This window comes from Alteromonas sp. ABH2_165 (genome assembly GCF_056159945.1).
The window spans coordinates 1-19,001 of record NZ_JBSWWF010000003.1; the positions used below are offsets into that span (position 1 = coordinate 1).

Below are 19,001 nucleotides of genomic sequence, written 5' to 3' on the forward strand. Positions count from 1 at the left end.
TACATGAAGCGGACATTTCAGATTCCTACCTATGAAAACACAGAGTCTCTGGAAGTAAGGTATGTTTCTTTTAACATTTTCCAAATTGCAGCAAGTCGGATTTACGACTTGCCTTTGGAAAATGCTCTCATTATCTCGCTGGCCCCCGGCATAGCGGGACCTTGCTCCTGCGCAAGTAAACCTGTCTCAGAACGACTGAAGAGGGCTTGGAGCACTATTTCTCTGGACTCTTTATCAACATCAGAGCCTTCAGTTAGTGAAAGATATAAATATGTAAGCTGCTCTCTTTCTTCTGCGTCTCTCATCAAGTGGAAAGAGCTGAATGTTAGTCTGGATAAAACCTTGATAATGAAAGCATAAACAGCGGCGATAGACCCGAAAAGAACAACCCCCTGCACTGAAGCCAAATTAATTGGTTGCTCGCCCCTCAATAACCAGATCTTGAAAAAATCCGCTAGCCCATAAACGCCAAGGGCGACAGTTAATAAAAGCAGCGTTGTAAACATAATACCTTGGCTTCTCAACTTCGATGCCGATGCCTTCCAGTATTCAGCAGGTTTTTCAAGCCTCAGTTTTTCTTTGAAGGTTTGCTCAAGCTCATCAATTCTTTGTTGCCAAGCGACTAATTGTGTATCGAGCTCTTTACTGAAACGCTGCCCTTTCTTTTGAGCAATCCAACTATTTGCCTTCAATAATCTACTGCACTTATTTTGAGTTTCGTGCAGCCATTCTTCTTGTTGTAATTTTGAGCTGTCGAACCAAGTATTAAAATCCTGTTTAGTTTCTTCAACCTCTGTGATTATTTCATTATTGGTTTGCTGAAGTTGATCTCTTAGCTGGGTGATAGTTGCTCTTTCTGATTTTCGTCGTTTGACTAAATCAGAATTTTGATAAACGTACTCATACCCTAACAAAGCGCCATCAAAACTGTCTTTATTTCCAAAGCTTGCTGCTTGATTTCTTGAAACATAGCTTAAAAATGACTCGGCAGCATCTTTTGAAATATCAGAGTGAATTTCAACGAAGCGAGGAACGTAATCATGCCCTGACCATAACCATTGATTGCCAATATTCCTAAGTTGGTTGCTTTGAAATTGACTTAAGTGTTGTTGAAATGTTTGGTTATCCCATTCGTCGGCATTGTTCCAATTCTCTATGGCGCTTATAACCGCACTCATGCTGGCATGAAAATTCAAATAGGGATGTATATTCTGATTCGTTTTGCCGCTAAGAGAGTCTTTCTGTTTGGCCCAATAATTCGCTTCTCGTTTGATAAAATCATAATATGCTTTGAAGTTATCAAATGAAAATTGTCTTCCAGTGACATCCCTGAAACTGGTGTTTATTGGTCTGTTCTTATGCATTACGAGACTCCTAGCGCCATATAAACTGCATCAAAAGGGCCGCTCAGCTGAAACTCCGGTAAGCTAGGCATATCTCTTCCTATTGCAATCCGTGGTAACACTTTTATTATACCTTTTTCCAAAGTCCCCTTCATTGTAGATGCAAGAACCTGCTCCGGAGTAACAACGCGGCCTAACGTCATGCTTCCCAGATCGCTCATTGATTTTTGGCTTGGTTTGTTTAAAAAGATTGAACAAGAAACTGCTAATAGCTCTGAGCTAGTGCTATTTCCACTATTTTGAAGATTCACGAATATCATCCTTAATATCAAACGGTGTATGCAAAGTTTCCTATATTCCCTATGTTAACTGCGTGCAATCTCTGAACTAAAAAGTCTCGGTCAATTAAGTACATAGTGCGTCATTGCTATAACGTGGTCAATACTAAGACAACCACACTTCTTTCGGTTGTTGGCTTAATAATGTTGGGGTAGAAACGAGTACAAATCAATGTCCGCTGCTTGTCTAAAGCGGACATAACCGCGATACTTGGTAAAGGACTGCTTCGTACATAAAGTGGACATTTATCTTTCCCACAAGAACACTGAATCTGTTTTTCAAGTGAAACGGGCAGCATAATATGAAAAATCTCATCGAGAGGTTGGTGCTAAATCAGGGGAAAGGTCAGAACAAGTTGGTTATGTAACTAATTCAAATTTCAAGAAAGCAATTACCAAAATTAATGACTATGTTGATATGGAAATCAAAGCAAACAAAAACCAGTTCCCAGGACTACCCACCAAACAGCATTTAATGCTGAATTAACAGATGAAGAAAGACATATTTCCGAAAGGTTCTTTAGGTTGATCACTGATGAAAGGTTAAAGGATAACCCTGAAGTTTCAATCCTACGGAAATTTGAAATGTTTGAAAGGCAATTTACATAGTACAGAGATAAAAAAACGCTTAATGAAGCGTTTTTTATCGAAAAAGAAAATACTACTTATTTTCTGGTCTTAATTTACATATTGCCCTAAGAATTGCACCTTGGGTAAAAGGTTTAGGCTTCCTCTTTCCATAAACTGTTATTTTCCAACCTTCAGAACCATATCCAACTCCTGCGTCTCCATCTACTTTCAGCTGTTTCCATTCAATTGTACACATTTCAAATTCATGGCCCAATATAACCCCACAATAAAACCCTTCTTCGGAGGAATCCAGCTTCCATGTTGACTCTTTGGATTTAAACTCATCATCTTCAACAAAAGTATTCAACACACAAGTATTTTCCTCCCAATCACTGAAAGAAATTTGAACCCTTAGGATATCTTCTTCTTTGGTTTTTGAAGTCGCAAATACAGCCCAAACCCCGTTCGTATAGTAGTCATGTTCCATATACTTGGAAAGTCTAGGATCTACCTCTGCATGTGAAAAAAAGGAAAGTAAGGCTACAGTAGTACCAATTAATAACTTATTGAATTTCATTTTTTTTCCAAATAATTTTTATTAGATTATTCAACCTGAGATAGGTTGGCTTGATGTTAATGTTTCAAATGGGTGTTGTAAAACTTGAAATATTCCAGAGATAGAAAAACTGCGAAAAGATCGCGGTTTTTTTGGCAGTGGTTCGTGGTTATCTGAACGACCGGTATACGATCAGATAGCTAGTCTACAACGGAGGCTCCTTTAACGTCTATAATTCGCTCAAACCAGTCATCTACATACACACGATGTTATATCCGTTACTGCTATCAAAACAGTATTCAACAGTCAGAGGCTGAAAAGAGTACATTCGAATTTCAGAGGTTGATAAATAGACGTATTCATTGGCACAGATGTGGCCTGCGCAAAGGACAAGTATCAGCCACTACACTTGAAATTTGTTACTAGCAGGGCGCTTGCTCCTACTTCCATTCGACACTGCATCAGTAAGCCACCGAGAATACTGGGAAATGCTAGTCCTATTCGCAAAACAATTGATACCCAGAAAGCTGCAACTCCCAAACAAATCCGCCATAATGCCGCGGATTTTTGAAAATAGCGGAGTTTGAAATGGCTTATAACAGTCTGGATGAGCTGGTGGCTCAGTGTGAAAGTGCGCCGGAAACCATTGAGTTTGCTGACGTGATTGCGCTTGTCGACAGCAGCTTTATCTTCACGCCGACCAACTTTACCAATGGTGAAGTGACGAATGTGGCGAATACTAATAACGGTTCTTGCAAGTTACTGGCATTGGGTCAGCACTTGAAGTTGTCTGAAGCGCAGACGCTAGCACTGTTTGGTGCGTTCTATCGTGACGATGTGTTACAGCACCCTGAAGGTGATGATCACGCCAATATCCGTAATTTTATGGTTACAGGCCATGCTGGTGTGTCTTTCGAACAATTTCCGCTGACGCTGAAAAACTAAGTTAGATCCATACCCACACCTACACCCAAAATCCCAGCCGGTTTATTGTCTGGTAAACCGGCTAGTGCAGGTTAATTGCTCGACAGTTGATACGCACAAATGCCTACTGCACTACCTAAATTCAGCGATTCGATGTTGCCGCTACCTGCAATGGTAAAGGCATCTGCATTGGTTTGCTGTAACGCTTCTAGTGGCACCCCGCGGGCTTCATTACCGAATAAATAGCAAGAATAATCTTTGAAAGAACCATCGTTGATGGGCGTTCCCTGCAAATCTAAATACGCGAAGCGGCTAAACCGGGCTTCCAGATCTGCCAGGGTGATATCCATTTCCACGGGCATATGGAAAATGGCTCCCATGCTGGCGCGCACGGCTTTGGAGTTAAACGGGTCGACGCTGTTGGGGCTTAGTAGAAGACGAAAGTTACCGAACCAGGCCAGTGAGCGCAGTATGGTGCCAAGGTTACCGGGGTCTTGAATTTCATGCAGGTAAATGCAACGTTCATTGCCGTTACCTTGCGCAGCAGACGAACCGGGTAGGGGAACGCGGGCGATGACGCCCTGGGGCGTTTTCGTGTCGCTGAGTGCTGCCATCTGGCGATCGGTAATGGTGACTACATCAAACCCGTCGGCCAGCGATTGCCCTCGGCTCAACCAGGCTTCTGTGGCATACAAGGTTACCGCAGCAGGTTTCAGCGGTGATTGCTTCAGTTCCTGAATTAGATGTTCCCCTTCCACTAAGTAAAACCCAAACTGCGAGCGGTACTTTTTTTGATGCAGTTTTTTGACGTCGTCTAATTTCATAGTGGAGGTAATTCCAGGCAACAGTGATAAATGCGGTAAAGATGGCGCGCATTGTAGCCTGTTCCAGCGCTTAAGTCAGGCGGCCTCTGAAAGATTATTGTTGTGTGTCATTTGCAAAACCGGCATGCATGATTACAATAAACGCCGATTTTAAACCCATAACCGCAGAGTAAATATGGCCCGCTCAAAAACCAGTAAAAAATGGATGGAAGAACACGTAAACGATCCCTATGTGAAAAAAGCACAGGCAGACGGGTACCGTTCCAGAGCGAGTTATAAACTTCTCGAAATCAACGAAAAAGATAAGTTATTTCGTGCGGGCAGCGTGGTAATGGATTTAGGTTCAGCGCCAGGCGGTTGGTCACAAATTGTTGCCCCAATTGTTGGGGAGAACGGCCGTGTTATTGCTTCTGACATTTTGCCCATGGACAGCATTATCGGTGTCGATTTTATTCAGGGTGATTTTACCGACGAAGCCGTGTACGACAACATCTTACAAACCCTGGGCGACGACCGTGTTGATGTAGTCATTTCAGATATGGCGCCAAATATGAGTGGCGTGAACACCACCGATCAATATGCGTCTATGTATTTGGTCGAACTGGCTTTAGACATGGCGAGAAACGTATTGAAACCGGGTGGTAGCTTTTGCGCCAAAGTGTTCCAGGGGGTGGGCTACGACGAATATGTGAAGGATGTACGCTCGTCGTTTAATAAAGTAATTGTGCGTAAACCTGCGGCTTCCCGCCCACGTTCGCGTGAGGTGTATTTGGTGGCGACAGGCTTTAAAGGTTAGCTTTCGGGTTAATCGCGCCTTACTTTTCTAGCAAGGGCAGTTTGTCTGGTACACCATTCCAACTGTCTGCGTCTTCAGGGGGCGGAATCACTTCGGTGATATTCGGCCACTGCTGACTTAACTCGGCGTTAATGGCGAGGTAAGGCTTTTGCTCATCGGTTAAATGGGTATCCTGAATAATCGCTTCTGCCGGGCACTCAGGCACACATAATGCGCAATCAATACAAATAGCCGGGTCGATGGCCAGAAAATTTGGCCCCTCAAAGAAAGCATCAACCGGGCAAACTGCAACACAGTCAGTGTATTTGCATTTCACACAGTTGTCAGTCACTACAAACGTCATTATCAAATAAGTAAAAAGCTCAATTTGGCCGAATTATAAGGGTTCTGGCGCAGGATCGAAAGACAATTGCCATTGAATGGCTATCCCAACGACGGCATCTGCATTACACTATGCGGGCTCTGACAGACAGGCTGTCCGGCAAATTAGGATCTTCCCCCATGTTACGTTTAACCGATATAAAACTTCCCCTAAACCATGATGAATCTGCACTGAGTGAAGCTATTTTGGCGAAACTCGGTATTGCTGCCGATCAACTCACCGAAATCAGCGTGTTTAAGCGGGGTTACGATGCCCGTAATAACAAAGACATACAGCTTATTTATACGGTTGATGTAGCGGTAAACAACGAGGCGATTCTGCTGGAGAAGTTTGACCGCGATCCTCAGGTGCGCGTAACACCGGATATGACTTACAAATTTGTCGCTCAGGCACCTGAAAATCTGAATAACAGACCGGTTGTTGTGGGCTTGGGTCCGTGCGGCATTTTTGCCGCCCTCATTCTTGCACAAATGGGTTATAAACCTATTGTGCTGGAACGGGGCAAAGCCGTGCGTGAGCGCACCAAAGATACCTTCGGATTCTGGCGTAAACAGCCTTTGAATCCGGAATCCAATGTGCAGTTTGGTGAGGGCGGTGCGGGTACGTTCTCCGACGGAAAACTCTACAGTCAGGTTAAAGACCGCAAGCACTATGGCCGCAAGGTATTAAAAGAGTTTGTTGATGCGGGTGCGCCGGAAGAAATTCTGTATGTAAGCAAACCGCACATTGGTACCTTCAAGCTGGTGAGCATGGTAGAAAAAATGCGTCAGCAAATCATTGATTTAGGCGGTGAGATCCGTTTTTCCACGCGGGTTGAAAAGCTTGATATGGATGAAACTGACGGTGAGCTTTCGGTGAAAGGTTTGCATTTAAACGATGGTGGCTATTTGGCGTGTAAACAAGTCATTCTGGCTCTGGGGCACAGTGCCCGCGACACCTTCGAAAATCTATATGAACAGGGCGTGTACATCGAAGCCAAACCGTTCTCAATCGGATTTCGAATCGAACATGAGCAAAGCATGATTGACCAGTGCCGCTTTGGTGATAATGCCGGAAACCCGATCCTTGGTGCTGCCGATTATAAACTGGTACATCATTGCAAAAATGGCCGCACGGTTTACAGCTTCTGTATGTGTCCGGGCGGCACCGTGGTTGCTGCGGCTTCAGAGCCGGGAAGAGTGGTTACCAACGGTATGAGCCAATACTCTCGTCATGAAAGAAATGCCAATAGTGCGATTGTGGTAGGGATCACGCCGGAAGAAGATTATCCGGGACACCCTCTTGCAGGCATTGCGTTGCAGCGCAGTTTGGAAGAATTAGCTTATAAAGCGGGCGGTGAAAATTATAACGCGCCAGGCCAATTAATTGGCGATTTCCTGGCAGGTAAACCCAGCTCCGAATTAGGTGAAGTAACGCCGTCTTATACGCCGGGTGTAACGTTAACCGATTTAAGTAAAGTTGTTCCTGACTACGTTACTGCAGCAATTCGCGAAGCAATCCCCGCGTTCGATCGCCAAATCAAAGGTTTTGCGAAAGCGGAAGGTACGCTCACTGGTGTTGAAACTCGTACCTCTTCCCCTGTGTGTATTAAACGCGGAAAAGACTATCAGAGCATTAACGTTAAAGGCTTGTTCCCAGCCGGCGAGGGTGCTGGATACGCAGGCGGGATCTGGTCTGCAGGTATCGACGGAATACGCGTTGCCGAAGCATTGGCAGAAGTCTTCGACAATGCCTGAGTGCTAAGAGGCGTAACTTCAGCTTTAACTAATCAAATAGGGCCACCTTTTAACGTGGCCCTTTTAGATACGAAATTAATCGTGTTCCAGCGCATTAATTACGTCACTTTCTGATGGCGGATGACAGCCAATTTGAGCCACGTTCAGACACGCCGCCATGGCACCATACTTTAACGCTTCCTGCAAAACTTCCTCTGGTGCATCAGGGGTAAGCGCATCGCGCTTGAGCAAATAAGCTACCAATGCCGAGAAGTAAGTATCGCCAGCGCCTACCGTGTCACCCATATCATCGGGTGAAATTACGCTTTGTTTGAGGTGTGTGCTGTCGGTGAATAATTGCGACCCGCCTTCACCGAGGGTCAGCACTACAATCCCATTTTCCATTCGCTTTAGCATACTGCGGGCATGAAATTCGGGTTCGCCATATAAACCTTTTAGCAACAAATCTTCATCGCTAACTTTCACGATGTCAGCAAATTCAACAAAACGCCAAATTGAAGCGATATATTCCTGATGATTCGCTTCTACGCCTTTGCGTACATTCACATCAATACTTATTTTAACACCCTGTTGTTTAAGCTTTTTTACTACAGGAATCAGACTGTTGAGCATTTCAGGAACCAATGCTAATGACCCGGTGTGAAAGAGCGCTAGGGTGTCTGGCAGAACGTCGAGTAATTGCTCCGGAGTTACGTCCAAATCTGCAACCGCTTTTCGATATAGTCGATAATCTGGTTTTCCATGCTCGTCTTTGTAAACGAGGGCCAGGGAAGTATTTCGCTCGGACCGAAATGCTTCGGGGAGTTTTATACCGTCGTCCAAAGCAGACTGGTAGATTTTTTCGCCCAGTTTGTCAGTTGAAATGGGAGACAAATAGTGACTTTCTAATCCCTGACGGACGAAGCTACGGGCAACATTGTAAGGTGAGCCGCCAATGTATGGCTTGTAGCTTCCATTTTCCTGTTCAATCATGTCAAAGAGGGCTTCACCAAAAACGGCGACTGATACTCTCATTGTAATTCCTGTAATTATCCGTGACTTTCTAGATGAGTCGATTGTGACGCAGTGACTATGGCCTGCATTATCGCGGCTACCGATGCATCATTGTTTAACTGACTGAGAAAGCCCGCGTACAACTTTGCAAAGGCTGGGTATTCTGCCAGTTCACCAAAAATTTCTTTCTGACGCAGAAATATCAGCGGATCATCTTTACTCAATACTGCAAACTGCTCTAGCTTGCTGGCTTGAACATCAATAATCTCGAGCGGACTTCCGTGCTGATCTTTACCAGCATAACTATACCGACACCAGGCAGCAACAATGAATGCGGCACAGTGCGCGTTACCACCTGATGCAAGGTTTTCTTTAATCGTTGGTACCAGAAAGGTGGCAAACTTCGACGAGCTTTCAGAACAAATGCGACTTAGGTGATCTTTAATATTTGGATTGCTGAACCGGGTAAGCAGAGTATCTTTGTACGCTGTTAAATCGATGCCGGGAACGGGTTGAAGAACCGGTGTGGCTTCAGTATCCATAAACACTCGCAGAAAACGGGCAAAAAGCGGGTCGCTTACGGTTTCATTTATAGTGCTGTAGCCGTGTAAAGAACCTGAAATGCCAAGCACTGTGTGGCCGGCATTAAGCAAGCGAATCTTCATAGTTTCATAAGGGGTTACATCATCGACGAGTTGCGCGCCGCAGCGTTCCCAACAAGGGCGCCCAGTATTAAAACTGTCTTCAATTACCCATTGATGAAATGGCTCGCAGGTGACCGGCCAGGCATCATCAATGCCGCATTCCTGCAATTCACTGATTACTGCGGGCGTTGTCGCGGGGGTGATACGATCAACCATGGCGTTAGGAAAACATACATTGTTTGAAACCCAATCAGCCAATTCTTCGTCGAAAGCACTGATGTAGCTGGTCAGCATTTTTTGGGTAACATGCCCGTTGTGTTGAATGTTATCGCAGGATTGCACGGTGAATGGTTTCTGGTTGCGATCGCGCCGGAGTTTCAATGCCGCGGCCAAATAACCAAATACGAGACGCGGTGACTCTGGATGCGCAATGTCGTGTTTGACATCTGGGTTTGAGAAATCAAATTCGCCTGTTGCCGGATTAAAGTTGTAGCCACCTTCGGTGATGGTAAGCGACACAATTTTAGTGTCAGGGGCGGCCATAGTTTCGATAACGGCAGCAGGGTTGTCCGGCCCAATCAGAAAATCTGTCAAACAGCCAATAACCTGAACGTCTCTTTGTCCATCAGGATGTTTAATAAGCAGTGAATACAGGTAATCTTGTTGTTCTAAACATTGTTTAAGTTTCCGGTCCCCTTCGCGCAAACCTACGCCACAAATGCCCCACTGCGTATCGCCAGTCACAGACATATAGTTGTCGGTATAAAACGCTTCATGAGATCGGTGAAAGCCGCCTACGCCCACATGTACGATACCGGGTTTGAGGGTTTCGCGATTATACTCCGGCACTTTAATGTGTGCCGGTAGTTGATGAAGATTTTGGTTATTTAGAGTGAGTGGCATTAACGAAATCCTGTTGTGAAGCTGTGGCCTGCTGCTGTCTGCGTTTCATCGCCCAATAAGCGGTCACAAAATAGCTTACCGTGCAAGCAAAGCCGATAGAGAAAAAGAGGCTGCGGTTCGATGCATAGTCCTGCATGTCGGGTGATAAAAACATCGTATTGACGGCTAGCGCCAGGGTAACCAGTAAACTGCCTACTGATACCGTGCTGAGTAGACGGGTAAGCGCTGACGTATCCTCCTGGATTGTGGGTTCGGCAGCGGCTTGCTTTGCCTGATGTACTTCAACACGTTGGTCGAAAGCTTCCATTTCTGCTTGTTCTGCGGAATACGACTCTTTAGCGCCATACTTTCTGGCTAAGAAGATATAAACACCAATGGTGAACACCCAAGTAGGCAGGAATAAATAGTAGAACGAAATGACATCCAGCACATTTAAGCCGAATCCGAATACCAGTCCTAACGCCCACGCTGCAACGGCTGGCGTGCTGTGATTGAGCTTTTTATAACTGGCCCAGTAGCGTGTCATACCGAGTTTAGGAAACAAAAAGTGCTCGGCAAATACAATGGCGCCAACGGGCACCACCAGTAGTCCTGCGTAAGTGAGCAGTGGCAATAGCTTGGTAAATACAAAGGGGAAACAAGCAATAACAACGGTCACCAGACCAACAATAAATGTTGTACGGTTACGAGAATGATTAGTGAAAATAGCTTGTGCAGCCAGGCCGGCGCGATAAAGGTTTGCATTCGCTGTGGTCCATCCTGCAACGATTACAATCACCAGGCCCGACAAACCAAGCGCATGAAACGCCACGTCACCCGGGTCGAGTTCAACGATGGATTTCTGCACCAGTATTGCGGTTCCTGCGCCCATGATACCTGCGGATATCCAGGCAATATAATGGCCGAATAACATGCCAGCAGAAGTACATAAACCATAGCTACGTTTACGTGCGTAGCGCAGTAACGCCATATCGATAAGGCCAAAATGGGTAATGGTATTCGCCGCCCAGGAAAAACCGATCACTTCCATTAACCCAATGCCCGGTTGGCCGCTGGCATCAACGCCAGTCCACACAGAAACACTGCCAATGTGCATAAAGTCAGACCAACCGGAAATGGTCGTTTGCCCGATAACAGCGTTGGCCAATTCAGGCATCAGTACTAACGGCCCGCAAATAAACATCACGAAAAGCCAAGGCGCACAAATGCCGGAAAAGTTAGATACCGCATTGAATCCGTACATGGCAACCAATACCACGATAATGCCTACAGCCAGTACAACCAATACAAACCAGGCATTGGTTGGGTACCAGTTAAGTTGCGCCGGAATATTCAGTGCGAAGCGAACCGCCGTGGCGGACACGGTAATCATTGCTGCCGAAATGACGGTGAAAATAATTACATTGGCCCAGTTATAGAGCCGCGTCATGGAACTTCCAGCAATTTTTTGCAGGTAGGTATACAAGCTAAGACGGGTTTCCACAGCGATTGGGGTGGTGATAAATGTCCAGCTCAACACGGCAAGTATATTGCCGATTAGCAAGCCCAATAAAATATCGGTCATAGATGCACCAAGCGCTACAAAGGTGGCGCCAAATACAAATTCTGAAGCAGCGACATGTTCACCGGCATAAAGTCCGAGAAAGTGCCGCCAGCCTTTAAGCTTATGTTGTGCAACGGGGAGTTGTTCTTCTTCAATCTGATGTAGATCGGTTTGAGAATTATGCATTGTTAACTTCCACTGGTAGTTCTCTTTTTATTCAGCGCTGGCCCTCAATAACCATAGTGAGAACTCAACCTGATACAAATTTAGGTCTTCAATATGATTGCTTGGGCATATGCCATCAATGTGGGCATATTCTCAGTATGGTGTTAATGTGTCAACAGCGCATTAACATGTTTGGCGGGTTTCACAAACTAAACTACTAAATGCAGATGAAAGTGTTTTCAGTTACTGGGCTGATTATGTGGGTTTTTATTTCATTTTTAATGGTGCGGCTCGAGATTTGGGGCTGATGTAAAAATTATTTTTAGATACACTGCACCCCGGCTGCTTTTTGCTTTAACGGTGAAGTCTGAAGCTATTTCAAACTGAACAGGATGCGAAATGGAACAAATTGAACTGGTCATTTTTGACTGCGACGGTGTGCTGATAGATAGCGAAGTGCTGAGTTTGCAGGTGTGGGTTCAAATACTCTCTGCTAGAGGAATCCACATCGATAGTGCGTATTTTGCGAGCCATTTTCTTGGTCGAAGTATGGAGCACGTTAAGGCAAAAATTCTGCACGATTTTGAGTTAGAAGTGACAGACGCGTTGACGGATGAATTTGCTCACGAACTGCAAATGATATTCGCCAAGAAGCTCACCGTTACTCCCCACATCACAGCATTGCTGGAATCGCTGCGTGTTCCTTATGTACTGGCAACCAGCAGCAGCCCAGCGCGCACAGAAATGGCGATGTCGATATCTGGCTTAAACCATTACTTTACCGAACCGCAGATCTTTACCGCTTCTATGGTGGCAAGAGGAAAGCCTGCCCCAGATCTGTTTCTACACGCGGCATCATGTTATCAAACTGCGCCGTCTTCTTGTCTGGTACTGGAAGATTCTGCCCCTGGTCTGGCGGCAGCAAAAGCAGCAGGTATGCATTTCCGGCATTACGTGGGCGGAAGTCACCTGACACATGTGGCGCAGCAGGGCGAAGACACATTAGTAGATTGGCGTGATTTTCCCGTACAATTCTCAGAAATTATGAAGTAGTGAAGAAACCGATGAAATCGACTTCTGCGGTTCGCGATTGCGCCTCTATAAAAAACGGTCACTGCTGAGTGACCGTTTTTGAATTTATCACACGCAAAAACACTAGAACTCGATACCTACGGCGAGTTGAATGCGACGAGGGTTATAGAAGTTACGCGGTTGGCCGAATAACTCACTGGTCACTAGCGGGTTGGCACTATAACCGGTTTGATTATCAAACACGTTAAACAAATCCGCACGGAATCGTGCCGTGTAGCCTTCCACAAATTCCCAGTACTGGGTATAACTTAAATCGAGCTGCCAGTGACTGGCATCGCGGCGGGTTCCAGCCGGTTCAGCGTAACGGGTTGTGCTTGAGGAATAGCCGTAAGGCGTGCCATCCCATGCTGTCCAAGCGCCGCCAGACTGGAAGATGAAAAACGCACCCAATACGCCATCCCAGTCGGTGGTGTAGGTACTGTTAATTTTCACCTTGTGCGGCTTGTCGCCTGCCAGGTTACCGTAGCGGAAATCCCAGGGCATCCGACCCGGACCATCGCCATAGTTCGATGAGCCAATGAACAGGTTGGCATCGTTGCCGGTTGAAGTGTTGTCCTGATCGAAGTTTCCGTAGTAGTGGCTCCACACGTAAGAGGCATTCACAAAAACTTTATCGTTGTTGTATTCGCCTTCAACACTCCATTCCCAATATTTTGTTTGACCGTCGTCAACTTCTGCAATGACATAGCTGGAACCACCTACTTCAGCCCGCATGTCGTCGAGGTTAGGAATATACAAACCTTTCGCCGCAATGTTTTCCGGTACGCCGCCAGCAGGGCCGTACTCGCCGTAAAGGCGAGCGCCGTTAGGCATATCTTCCCAGAAGTGGCTACCGTAGCGATAACGTAAATGGGAACGCACGAAGAATTGGTTAGTCAGCAGTTTTGAGGTACCTAGTGTCCACTCGTCAATTCGGCGAGGGCGTAAATTGTCGGCAAAGAATTTGCCCGATGAGCCTGGCGCACCTCCGGCCGCGAGATATTCACCGTTTTCATCGAATTGAACCAACAAGGTACCGCGGATGTTGCGATCCCACGAGGCTGCCCGGGCCAGAGAACTGGCGTTCGGGTTATAGCTGGCGTAGTTGGCGAACACGTTGGCGCCGTCTTGGTATTCCCATTTCACGCCCAGGCGAGGCTGAAACATATCTTTCCAGTCTGTTTTGTACATTTCGTACTTTTCGCCCGGTGCCAACTCGTAGCCGGAGAGGTTATTACTGTTCTCTCTTAAACCTTGCCCATAAAGGGTGTCCTGACTCAGCAAGAAACCAATGTTATAGGTAAAATCCCCGTGTTGAATTTCGTCATTAAACTCTAAATCAATCGACTCTGAGGAGGATTTCAGCGAGGGAATAATGGTACCGTCGGGATTAAAACTGGCTGCCTCAATGCTGACCTCATAGAACACATCCGACACATCATTTTCGCCATCAGAGCCTAAACCACCCACATAAGCGATAGACCCCCAACCATTAGAAACACGGCGCAAATCTTCTCCGAGTTCAGACCAGCGTGCTCCCAAGTGAATCATATGGGTGAGGTTTCCGGTGTAAAGTTCGGTATCAAAGCCTACCTGGAACGACTCACGGGAATATTCCACAGAATCGATAGTAGGATAAACGCCCACACCACCACCGCCGCTTAGTTCACCGTCATCGCCCACATAACCGTACTGATTGATATATTGTTGGGCATAGCTGTTAAACAGGTCGTATTGGGCCATTGTTGCTGCATCAGCGCCCTCTGGGTAGTCGCGCAAACTTTGAATGCCAAATGCGCCCTGACTTGCTAAATCACTTAAATCTAATGCGTCGCCCATAACGGGCGTGAAGTTCAGCATCACATCCGGCAAGGTCGCGCCTTCTTCTTTGTATTTTGCATACTTGAAGGTGAACGAAGAGGCATCGCCAACTAACCAAGAACCGTCAATCGAGGTAATGTTGATTTTCGATTCACTTCCCTGGGAGCGGTCATCGGTTTCAAATTCACCAATGGAAGCGCCGGTGATCTCTTTATCTGATACCCGGTGGCTGGCATTCAGTAAAATTTCCTCGGTGGGCGCCCAGGTTAGTTTGCCGAAATATTCATCGCGGGTACTTTTATACGATTTTGCTGGCCCATAAGCGGTGACTTTATCTTCGCCGGTTTCTTCAGGTCGGTAGTAAGAGCCGTAAAAATACAGGGTATCTTCAATGATGGGGCCGCTCAGAGAGCCGATTATCCAGCTTTGGTCTACATCGCTGATCACGCCATCTTCAGGCGTGGCGGTGAAATCAGCATTTTGTAGTCGATATTCTAGGCTACCGTGGAACTCATTGGTACCGGATTTTGAGGTAGAGTTCACCGAGAACCCGCCTGCACGGTTAAAGCCAATTGCCTTGGCACCGCCGCGGTCAACTGAAAGATAAGCGATATCGTGAGTTGCAGGTTCAGAGGAAAGGTTACCGAACATAGGCAATGACAAATCTACGCCGTCTAAGGCGTAACTATTATCTACACCAGAGCCACCGGCCGACGGCCCTAGCGTGCCATTTTCTGTGTACTCCACGCCAGGCAGTATTTTCAGCATCTCGCGATAAGACTGACCGACAGGCATGTTAGAGATAACATCTTCTCCGAAAGAGTTAGAAAGCGAAGAGTCGCCTTCAGTAATGATGGCCGAACCGTAAATTTCGATAACTTCGGTTTCTGCTGGTTGATAGGCTAAATCGACAACCGACGCTTGTTCTAAAAGTACCTGTGTTGAAGTTTTTCTTACCGAGCCATCAGCAAAGGTAAATGTGAGTTCGTAATAGCCAGGCAATAGGTAGAGCAGGCTGTACGAGCCGTCCGGGCGTGTGGTAGCTGTACGCGGTTTAGGCATAACATCACTGGTTGCCGTTACGGTTACGCCGCTAACAGTAACACTGCCGCTAGGCGCGGTTACGGTACCTTTAACGCTACCAGTAATTTGTTGGGCCTGGGCGGGGGCCGCTATCATGGTTGTGGCAACCCCAGCAGCGAGAAAAAGTGCTGAAGAAATAGAAGAACGGTTTTGCCAGTGATTGTGAATTGCGTGGTTTATAGCGCGGCTGAGATATCCACCGACAAAACACGCTCTGGTGGTGTGCGTGAATCCCTGTTTCATTATTATGACCTTTTTAAGAATTAAAGATTTGGAAAATACTCCCTTCCAGTGCCTAACTTTCACTATTGTGTAAAGACGGTCAAGATTTGTTTTGTCTTAAAAACGTAATATTAATGTTAGTTTGGCTTAATAATGAACGCTATGACAGGAAAAGTTATTTAGTTTCTGCAAGTTAGGGAGAACTGGTCACGCTAGGAATTTACATTGAATGGTTCTGAAGCCCACGCTTTTTAGGCCGACATGCGCCTGTGTTCAACGGCGTTTAAACGCTTATCACCAATCGACTACCTGTTAACTTTTACGCAACTTTTTCTTTTCAACACCAAGCGGAATAGGTAATAATGATATCGATGTCATTATTTTTTTCATTTTTTTTGCCCTATTTTGATGTTTAGGGTGGTTATGATTTTTAAACAAACAAATCTTTTGTTTTTAAATGACATCGATATCTTTGTTCTAATTACAAGAGTAAACTTATGAGAAACCGATTCCAATTTTCTTTAATTGCCTGTGCTTTAGCAGGTGTGGTGGGTTGTTCTGCTGATGTTCAGCAGGTAGCGTCACAGTCAGGACCAAACGCATTGTCATTTAACGATCGGAACCACAACAACAAGCTGGATATTTACGAAGATACCAGTGCGCCTGTAACGGCGAGAGCGGATGATCTTATCAGTCGGTTGACCCTTGAACAGAAAGTAAAAATGGTCACAGGAACCGGTTTCTCTGTGAGTGGGGTCGGCGGCTCTGAAAAAGTGCCGGGTGCGGCGGGTTCTACTTTCGAAATTCCTGAGTTGGGTATTCCAGCAATGGTATTAACCGATGGTCCTGCTGGCGTGCGTATTGAGCCAAAACGTGAAAACGACGACGCTACCTACTATGCCACAGCCTTTCCTATTGCCACTTTGCTGGCGTCCAGTTGGGACAAAGCGTTGGTGGCCGAGGTGGGAGCTGCCATGGGCGAAGAAGTGAAAGAGTATGGTGCGGATATCTTCTTAGCACCGGGCATGAATATTCACTACAACCCACTGGGTGGACGAAACTTCGAATACTATTCTGAAGATCCTTATCTGAGCGGCAACCTGGCTGCATCAATTGTTAACGGTATTGAGTCGAATGGTGTGGGCGCAACCATTAAGCACTTTGTAACTAACAGTGCGGAAACCAGCCGTATGTGGATGGACGCGCATGTGAACGAGCGTGCATATCGTGAACTGTATCTACGCGGATTCGAAATTGCGGTAAAAGAGTCCCAACCTTGGGCAATCATGACGTCATACAATAAGGTAAATGGCACCTATACCTCGCAAGATGAAGTGCTACTGACAGACGTGCTGCGCGGAGAGTGGGGCTTTGAAGGTCTGGTGATGACAGACTGGTTTGCTGGCGACAGCGCGCCTGCGCAAATGCAGGCGGGTAACGATCTCATCATGCCGGGCATGCCAGATCAGCGTCAGGCCATTATTGATGGGGTGAAAAATGGCACTCTGGATGAAAGTACTCTGGATCGTAACCTGCGCAAAATTTTCACCGTGATGTTTGCATCACCGTCTTTCAATCATTATGACTACTCTGACAAGCCGGACTTAAAAGGCCATGCTGAGGTTGCCCGTCAGGCGGCAGCTGAAGGTGTTGTTTTGTTGAAAAATGAAGGTGATGCACTGCCGTTAACCGGTTCGCAAACGGTCGCTGCTTTTGGCAACACATCTTATGAATTCATTGCTGGTGGTACCGGTAGTGGTGATGTAAACGAAGCCTACACGGTTTCTTTGGTGCAGGGGCTGGAAAACAGTCCGTTGAAAGTCGAGCGCTCGCTGCAGAAAACGTACGATGCCTTTATGACGGCTGAAAAAGCCAAACAACCTGAAAAGAAAAACTTCTTTGATTTGTTGCCGCCGCTGCCAGAATTTGAGCCCAGCGAGGCGATGGTTGCAAAGCTCGCTGATTCCACAGACGTCGCGTTAATTACCTTAGGGCGCAACGCCGGTGAATTTCAGGACCGCGGCGTTGAAGGCGATTTTGATCTGACTGATGCTGAACAATCGCTAATTACCAAAGTGTCAAAAGCTTTCCATGCAAAAGGGAAAAAAGTGGTGGTGGCATTGAACATTGGTAATGTGATTGAAACGGCCAGTTGGCGAGATAAAGTCGATGCCATTGTTTTGCCATGGCAGGGCGGCCAGGAGGCGGGAAATGCATTGGTTGACGTGCTCACAGGGAAGGTTAATCCGTCGGGCAAACTGGCAACAACGTTCCCAGTATCTTATTCCGATGTATCGTCGTCTGAATCATTTCCAGGATTCAATGTGAGCGATGAAGAGGTAAAAGACCCGTATATCGGATTGTTCGTGGGTCACCACAGTCAACTAAATTACGAAGATGGGGTTTATGTAGGGTATCGTTATTATGATGCTTTTAATATTGCGCCAGCGTATCCGTTTGGCTATGGCTTGTCGTACAGCAGCTTTGGTTACAGCGATTTACAGGTAACCAGCAACGACGGTAAAGGTAATGTTACCTTGTCGGCCACCATTTCTAATCAGGGGGATGCCGCGGGTAAAGAAGTGGTTCAATTGTACGTTTCAGCGCCGAAGGGAAGTCTGGCTAAGCCTGTTAAAGAACTAAAAGGCTTTACAAAAACCGCAGCGCTAAGTCCGGGGCAGTCAGAAACGGTCACGTTTACACTTACGCCTAAGTTGCTGGCTTCGTTTAACCCAGCGCAACGGGCGTGGGTGGCCGATGCAGGTGAATACACGCTTATGATAGGTGCATCGTCTGCGGATATTCGTGCTACTGCCACAATGAATTTGGCTGCGCCAGTGGTTGCAGACAAAGTATCGGTAACGCTGAACCCTTCTCCGAAGGTGAAAGAAATTACTGCGCAGTAAATGTCCCCACATAGAGCCGACGTTGTCGGCTCTTTCTTTTTTACTGAAAATCTGCTGGTCAAATGTCTATCACACTAAAAAGTGGTGATTTTTTAAAATAGGCTGGTCAGTATCGCTAATACTTGAATCGGGAAATGGTGTGTATTTGCATAAGTTGTTGAAAATATTGGGTTAATAATTT

At 46.2% G+C, this 19,001-nt stretch carries 14 protein-coding genes; 5 read left to right on the forward strand and 9 right to left on the reverse strand.

Features of this window, described 5'->3' with window-relative positions:
* Positions 1-101: 101 nt before the first annotated feature.
* The 3 genes from ACXAFQ_RS07370 to ACXAFQ_RS07380 form a co-directional block, all read right to left on the reverse strand.
* On the reverse strand, positions 102-1,364 hold the full coding sequence (locus ACXAFQ_RS07370; RefSeq protein WP_474819311.1) for a DUF6161 domain-containing protein: 1,263 nt from the start codon (positions 1,362-1,364) through the stop codon (positions 102-104).
* Positions 1,364-1,654: a hypothetical protein gene (locus tag ACXAFQ_RS07375; protein WP_474819314.1), complete on the reverse strand. Its 291-nt coding sequence runs from the start codon at positions 1,652-1,654 to the stop codon at positions 1,364-1,366. The genes ACXAFQ_RS07370 and ACXAFQ_RS07375 overlap by 1 nt, the downstream gene beginning before the upstream one ends.
* Before the next feature lie 688 nt (positions 1,655-2,342).
* On the reverse strand, positions 2,343-2,828 hold the full coding sequence (locus ACXAFQ_RS07380) for a hypothetical protein (protein ID WP_474819316.1): 486 nt from the start codon (positions 2,826-2,828) through the stop codon (positions 2,343-2,345).
* Between the two features lie 567 nt (positions 2,829-3,395).
* Between ACXAFQ_RS07380 and ACXAFQ_RS07385 the strand changes: the two genes are divergently transcribed.
* Positions 3,396-3,752, forward strand: a complete 357-nt coding sequence (locus ACXAFQ_RS07385; RefSeq protein ID WP_474819319.1) for a HopJ type III effector protein — start codon at positions 3,396-3,398, stop codon at positions 3,750-3,752.
* Positions 3,753-3,823: 71 nt separating this feature from the next.
* Here the strand turns inward: ACXAFQ_RS07385 and ACXAFQ_RS07390 are convergent, their stop codons facing one another.
* On the reverse strand, positions 3,824-4,555 hold the full coding sequence (locus tag ACXAFQ_RS07390; protein ID WP_474819324.1) for a TrmH family RNA methyltransferase: 732 nt from the start codon (positions 4,553-4,555) through the stop codon (positions 3,824-3,826).
* A gap of 175 nt (positions 4,556-4,730) precedes the next feature.
* Here ACXAFQ_RS07390 and rlmE point away from each other — a divergent pair, with 175 nt between their 5' ends.
* Positions 4,731-5,351, forward strand: coding sequence for a 23S rRNA (uridine(2552)-2'-O)-methyltransferase RlmE (gene rlmE / locus ACXAFQ_RS07395; RefSeq protein WP_474819328.1), 621 nt, complete (start codon positions 4,731-4,733; stop codon positions 5,349-5,351).
* 19 nt (positions 5,352-5,370) lie between these two features.
* Here the strand turns inward: rlmE and fdxA are convergent, their stop codons facing one another.
* Positions 5,371-5,694 carry a ferredoxin FdxA gene (gene fdxA / locus ACXAFQ_RS07400; protein WP_070125328.1) on the reverse strand — a complete coding sequence of 108 codons (324 nt, stop codon included), beginning with the start codon at positions 5,692-5,694 and terminating at the stop codon, positions 5,371-5,373.
* A 158-nt stretch (positions 5,695-5,852) separates the two neighbouring features.
* On the opposite strand from fdxA, the gene ACXAFQ_RS07405 reads away from it, so the two are divergent.
* A complete protein-coding gene (locus ACXAFQ_RS07405) occupies positions 5,853-7,469 on the forward strand; it encodes an NAD(P)/FAD-dependent oxidoreductase (protein ID WP_474819335.1) in 1,617 nt (538 codons plus the stop codon).
* Between the two features lie 75 nt (positions 7,470-7,544).
* On the opposite strand, the gene ACXAFQ_RS07410 is transcribed toward ACXAFQ_RS07405, so the two are convergent.
* The 3 genes from ACXAFQ_RS07410 to ACXAFQ_RS07420 are packed head-to-tail and all read right to left on the reverse strand — an operon-like array spanning position 7,545 to position 11,738.
* Positions 7,545-8,483 carry a carbohydrate kinase family protein gene (locus tag ACXAFQ_RS07410; RefSeq protein WP_474819337.1) on the reverse strand — a complete coding sequence of 313 codons (939 nt, stop codon included), beginning with the start codon at positions 8,481-8,483 and terminating at the stop codon, positions 7,545-7,547.
* A gap of 14 nt (positions 8,484-8,497) precedes the next feature.
* A complete protein-coding gene (locus ACXAFQ_RS07415) occupies positions 8,498-10,009 on the reverse strand; it encodes a mannitol dehydrogenase family protein (protein WP_474819341.1) in 1,512 nt (503 codons plus the stop codon).
* Positions 9,990-11,738 (reverse strand): purine-cytosine permease family protein, encoded by a 1,749-nt coding sequence (locus ACXAFQ_RS07420; RefSeq protein ID WP_474819344.1) that lies wholly within the window; start codon positions 11,736-11,738, stop codon positions 9,990-9,992. Before ACXAFQ_RS07420 ends, ACXAFQ_RS07415 begins: the two co-directional genes overlap by 20 nt.
* 378 nt (positions 11,739-12,116) lie before the next feature.
* On the opposite strand from ACXAFQ_RS07420, the gene ACXAFQ_RS07425 reads away from it, so the two are divergent.
* On the forward strand, positions 12,117-12,770 hold the full coding sequence (locus tag ACXAFQ_RS07425) for an HAD family hydrolase (RefSeq protein WP_474819347.1): 654 nt from the start codon (positions 12,117-12,119) through the stop codon (positions 12,768-12,770).
* Between the two features lie 102 nt (positions 12,771-12,872).
* Here ACXAFQ_RS07425 and ACXAFQ_RS07430 read toward each other — a convergent pair whose 3' ends face one another.
* Entirely contained in the window at positions 12,873-15,935 is a 3,063-nt protein-coding gene (locus ACXAFQ_RS07430; RefSeq protein ID WP_474819351.1) for a TonB-dependent receptor, read from the reverse strand.
* Positions 15,936-16,411: 476 nt separating this feature from the next.
* Here ACXAFQ_RS07430 and ACXAFQ_RS07435 point away from each other — a divergent pair, with 476 nt between their 5' ends.
* Complete coding sequence (locus ACXAFQ_RS07435) at positions 16,412-18,820, forward strand: glycoside hydrolase family 3 C-terminal domain-containing protein (RefSeq protein ID WP_474819353.1); 2,409 nt, start codon at positions 16,412-16,414, stop codon at positions 18,818-18,820.
* Positions 18,821-19,001: the final 181 nt, after the last annotated feature.

What these genes read in the sequence shown, in the direction of transcription:
- ACXAFQ_RS07370 (WP_474819311.1), bottom strand. Translation starts at nt 1,364, where the DNA reads ATGCATAAGAACAGACCAATAAACACCAGTTTCAGGGATGTCACTGGA.
- ACXAFQ_RS07380 (WP_474819316.1), bottom strand. Translation starts at nt 2,828, where the DNA reads ATGAAATTCAATAAGTTATTAATTGGTACTACTGTAGCCTTACTTTCC.
- ACXAFQ_RS07385 (WP_474819319.1), top strand. Translation starts at nt 3,396, where the DNA reads ATGGCTTATAACAGTCTGGATGAGCTGGTGGCTCAGTGTGAAAGTGCG.
- ACXAFQ_RS07390 (WP_474819324.1), bottom strand. Translation starts at nt 4,555, where the DNA reads ATGAAATTAGACGACGTCAAAAAACTGCATCAAAAAAAGTACCGCTCG.
- rlmE (WP_474819328.1), top strand. Translation starts at nt 4,731, where the DNA reads ATGGCCCGCTCAAAAACCAGTAAAAAATGGATGGAAGAACACGTAAAC.
- fdxA (WP_070125328.1), bottom strand. Translation starts at nt 5,694, where the DNA reads ATGACGTTTGTAGTGACTGACAACTGTGTGAAATGCAAATACACTGAC.
- ACXAFQ_RS07405 (WP_474819335.1), top strand. Translation starts at nt 5,853, where the DNA reads ATGTTACGTTTAACCGATATAAAACTTCCCCTAAACCATGATGAATCT.
- ACXAFQ_RS07410 (WP_474819337.1), bottom strand. Translation starts at nt 8,483, where the DNA reads ATGAGAGTATCAGTCGCCGTTTTTGGTGAAGCCCTCTTTGACATGATT.
- ACXAFQ_RS07415 (WP_474819341.1), bottom strand. Translation starts at nt 10,009, where the DNA reads ATGCCACTCACTCTAAATAACCAAAATCTTCATCAACTACCGGCACAC.
- ACXAFQ_RS07420 (WP_474819344.1), bottom strand. Translation starts at nt 11,738, where the DNA reads ATGCATAATTCTCAAACCGATCTACATCAGATTGAAGAAGAACAACTC.
- ACXAFQ_RS07425 (WP_474819347.1), top strand. Translation starts at nt 12,117, where the DNA reads ATGGAACAAATTGAACTGGTCATTTTTGACTGCGACGGTGTGCTGATA.
- ACXAFQ_RS07430 (WP_474819351.1), bottom strand. Translation starts at nt 15,935, where the DNA reads ATGAAACAGGGATTCACGCACACCACCAGAGCGTGTTTTGTCGGTGGA.
- ACXAFQ_RS07435 (WP_474819353.1), top strand. Translation starts at nt 16,412, where the DNA reads ATGAGAAACCGATTCCAATTTTCTTTAATTGCCTGTGCTTTAGCAGGT.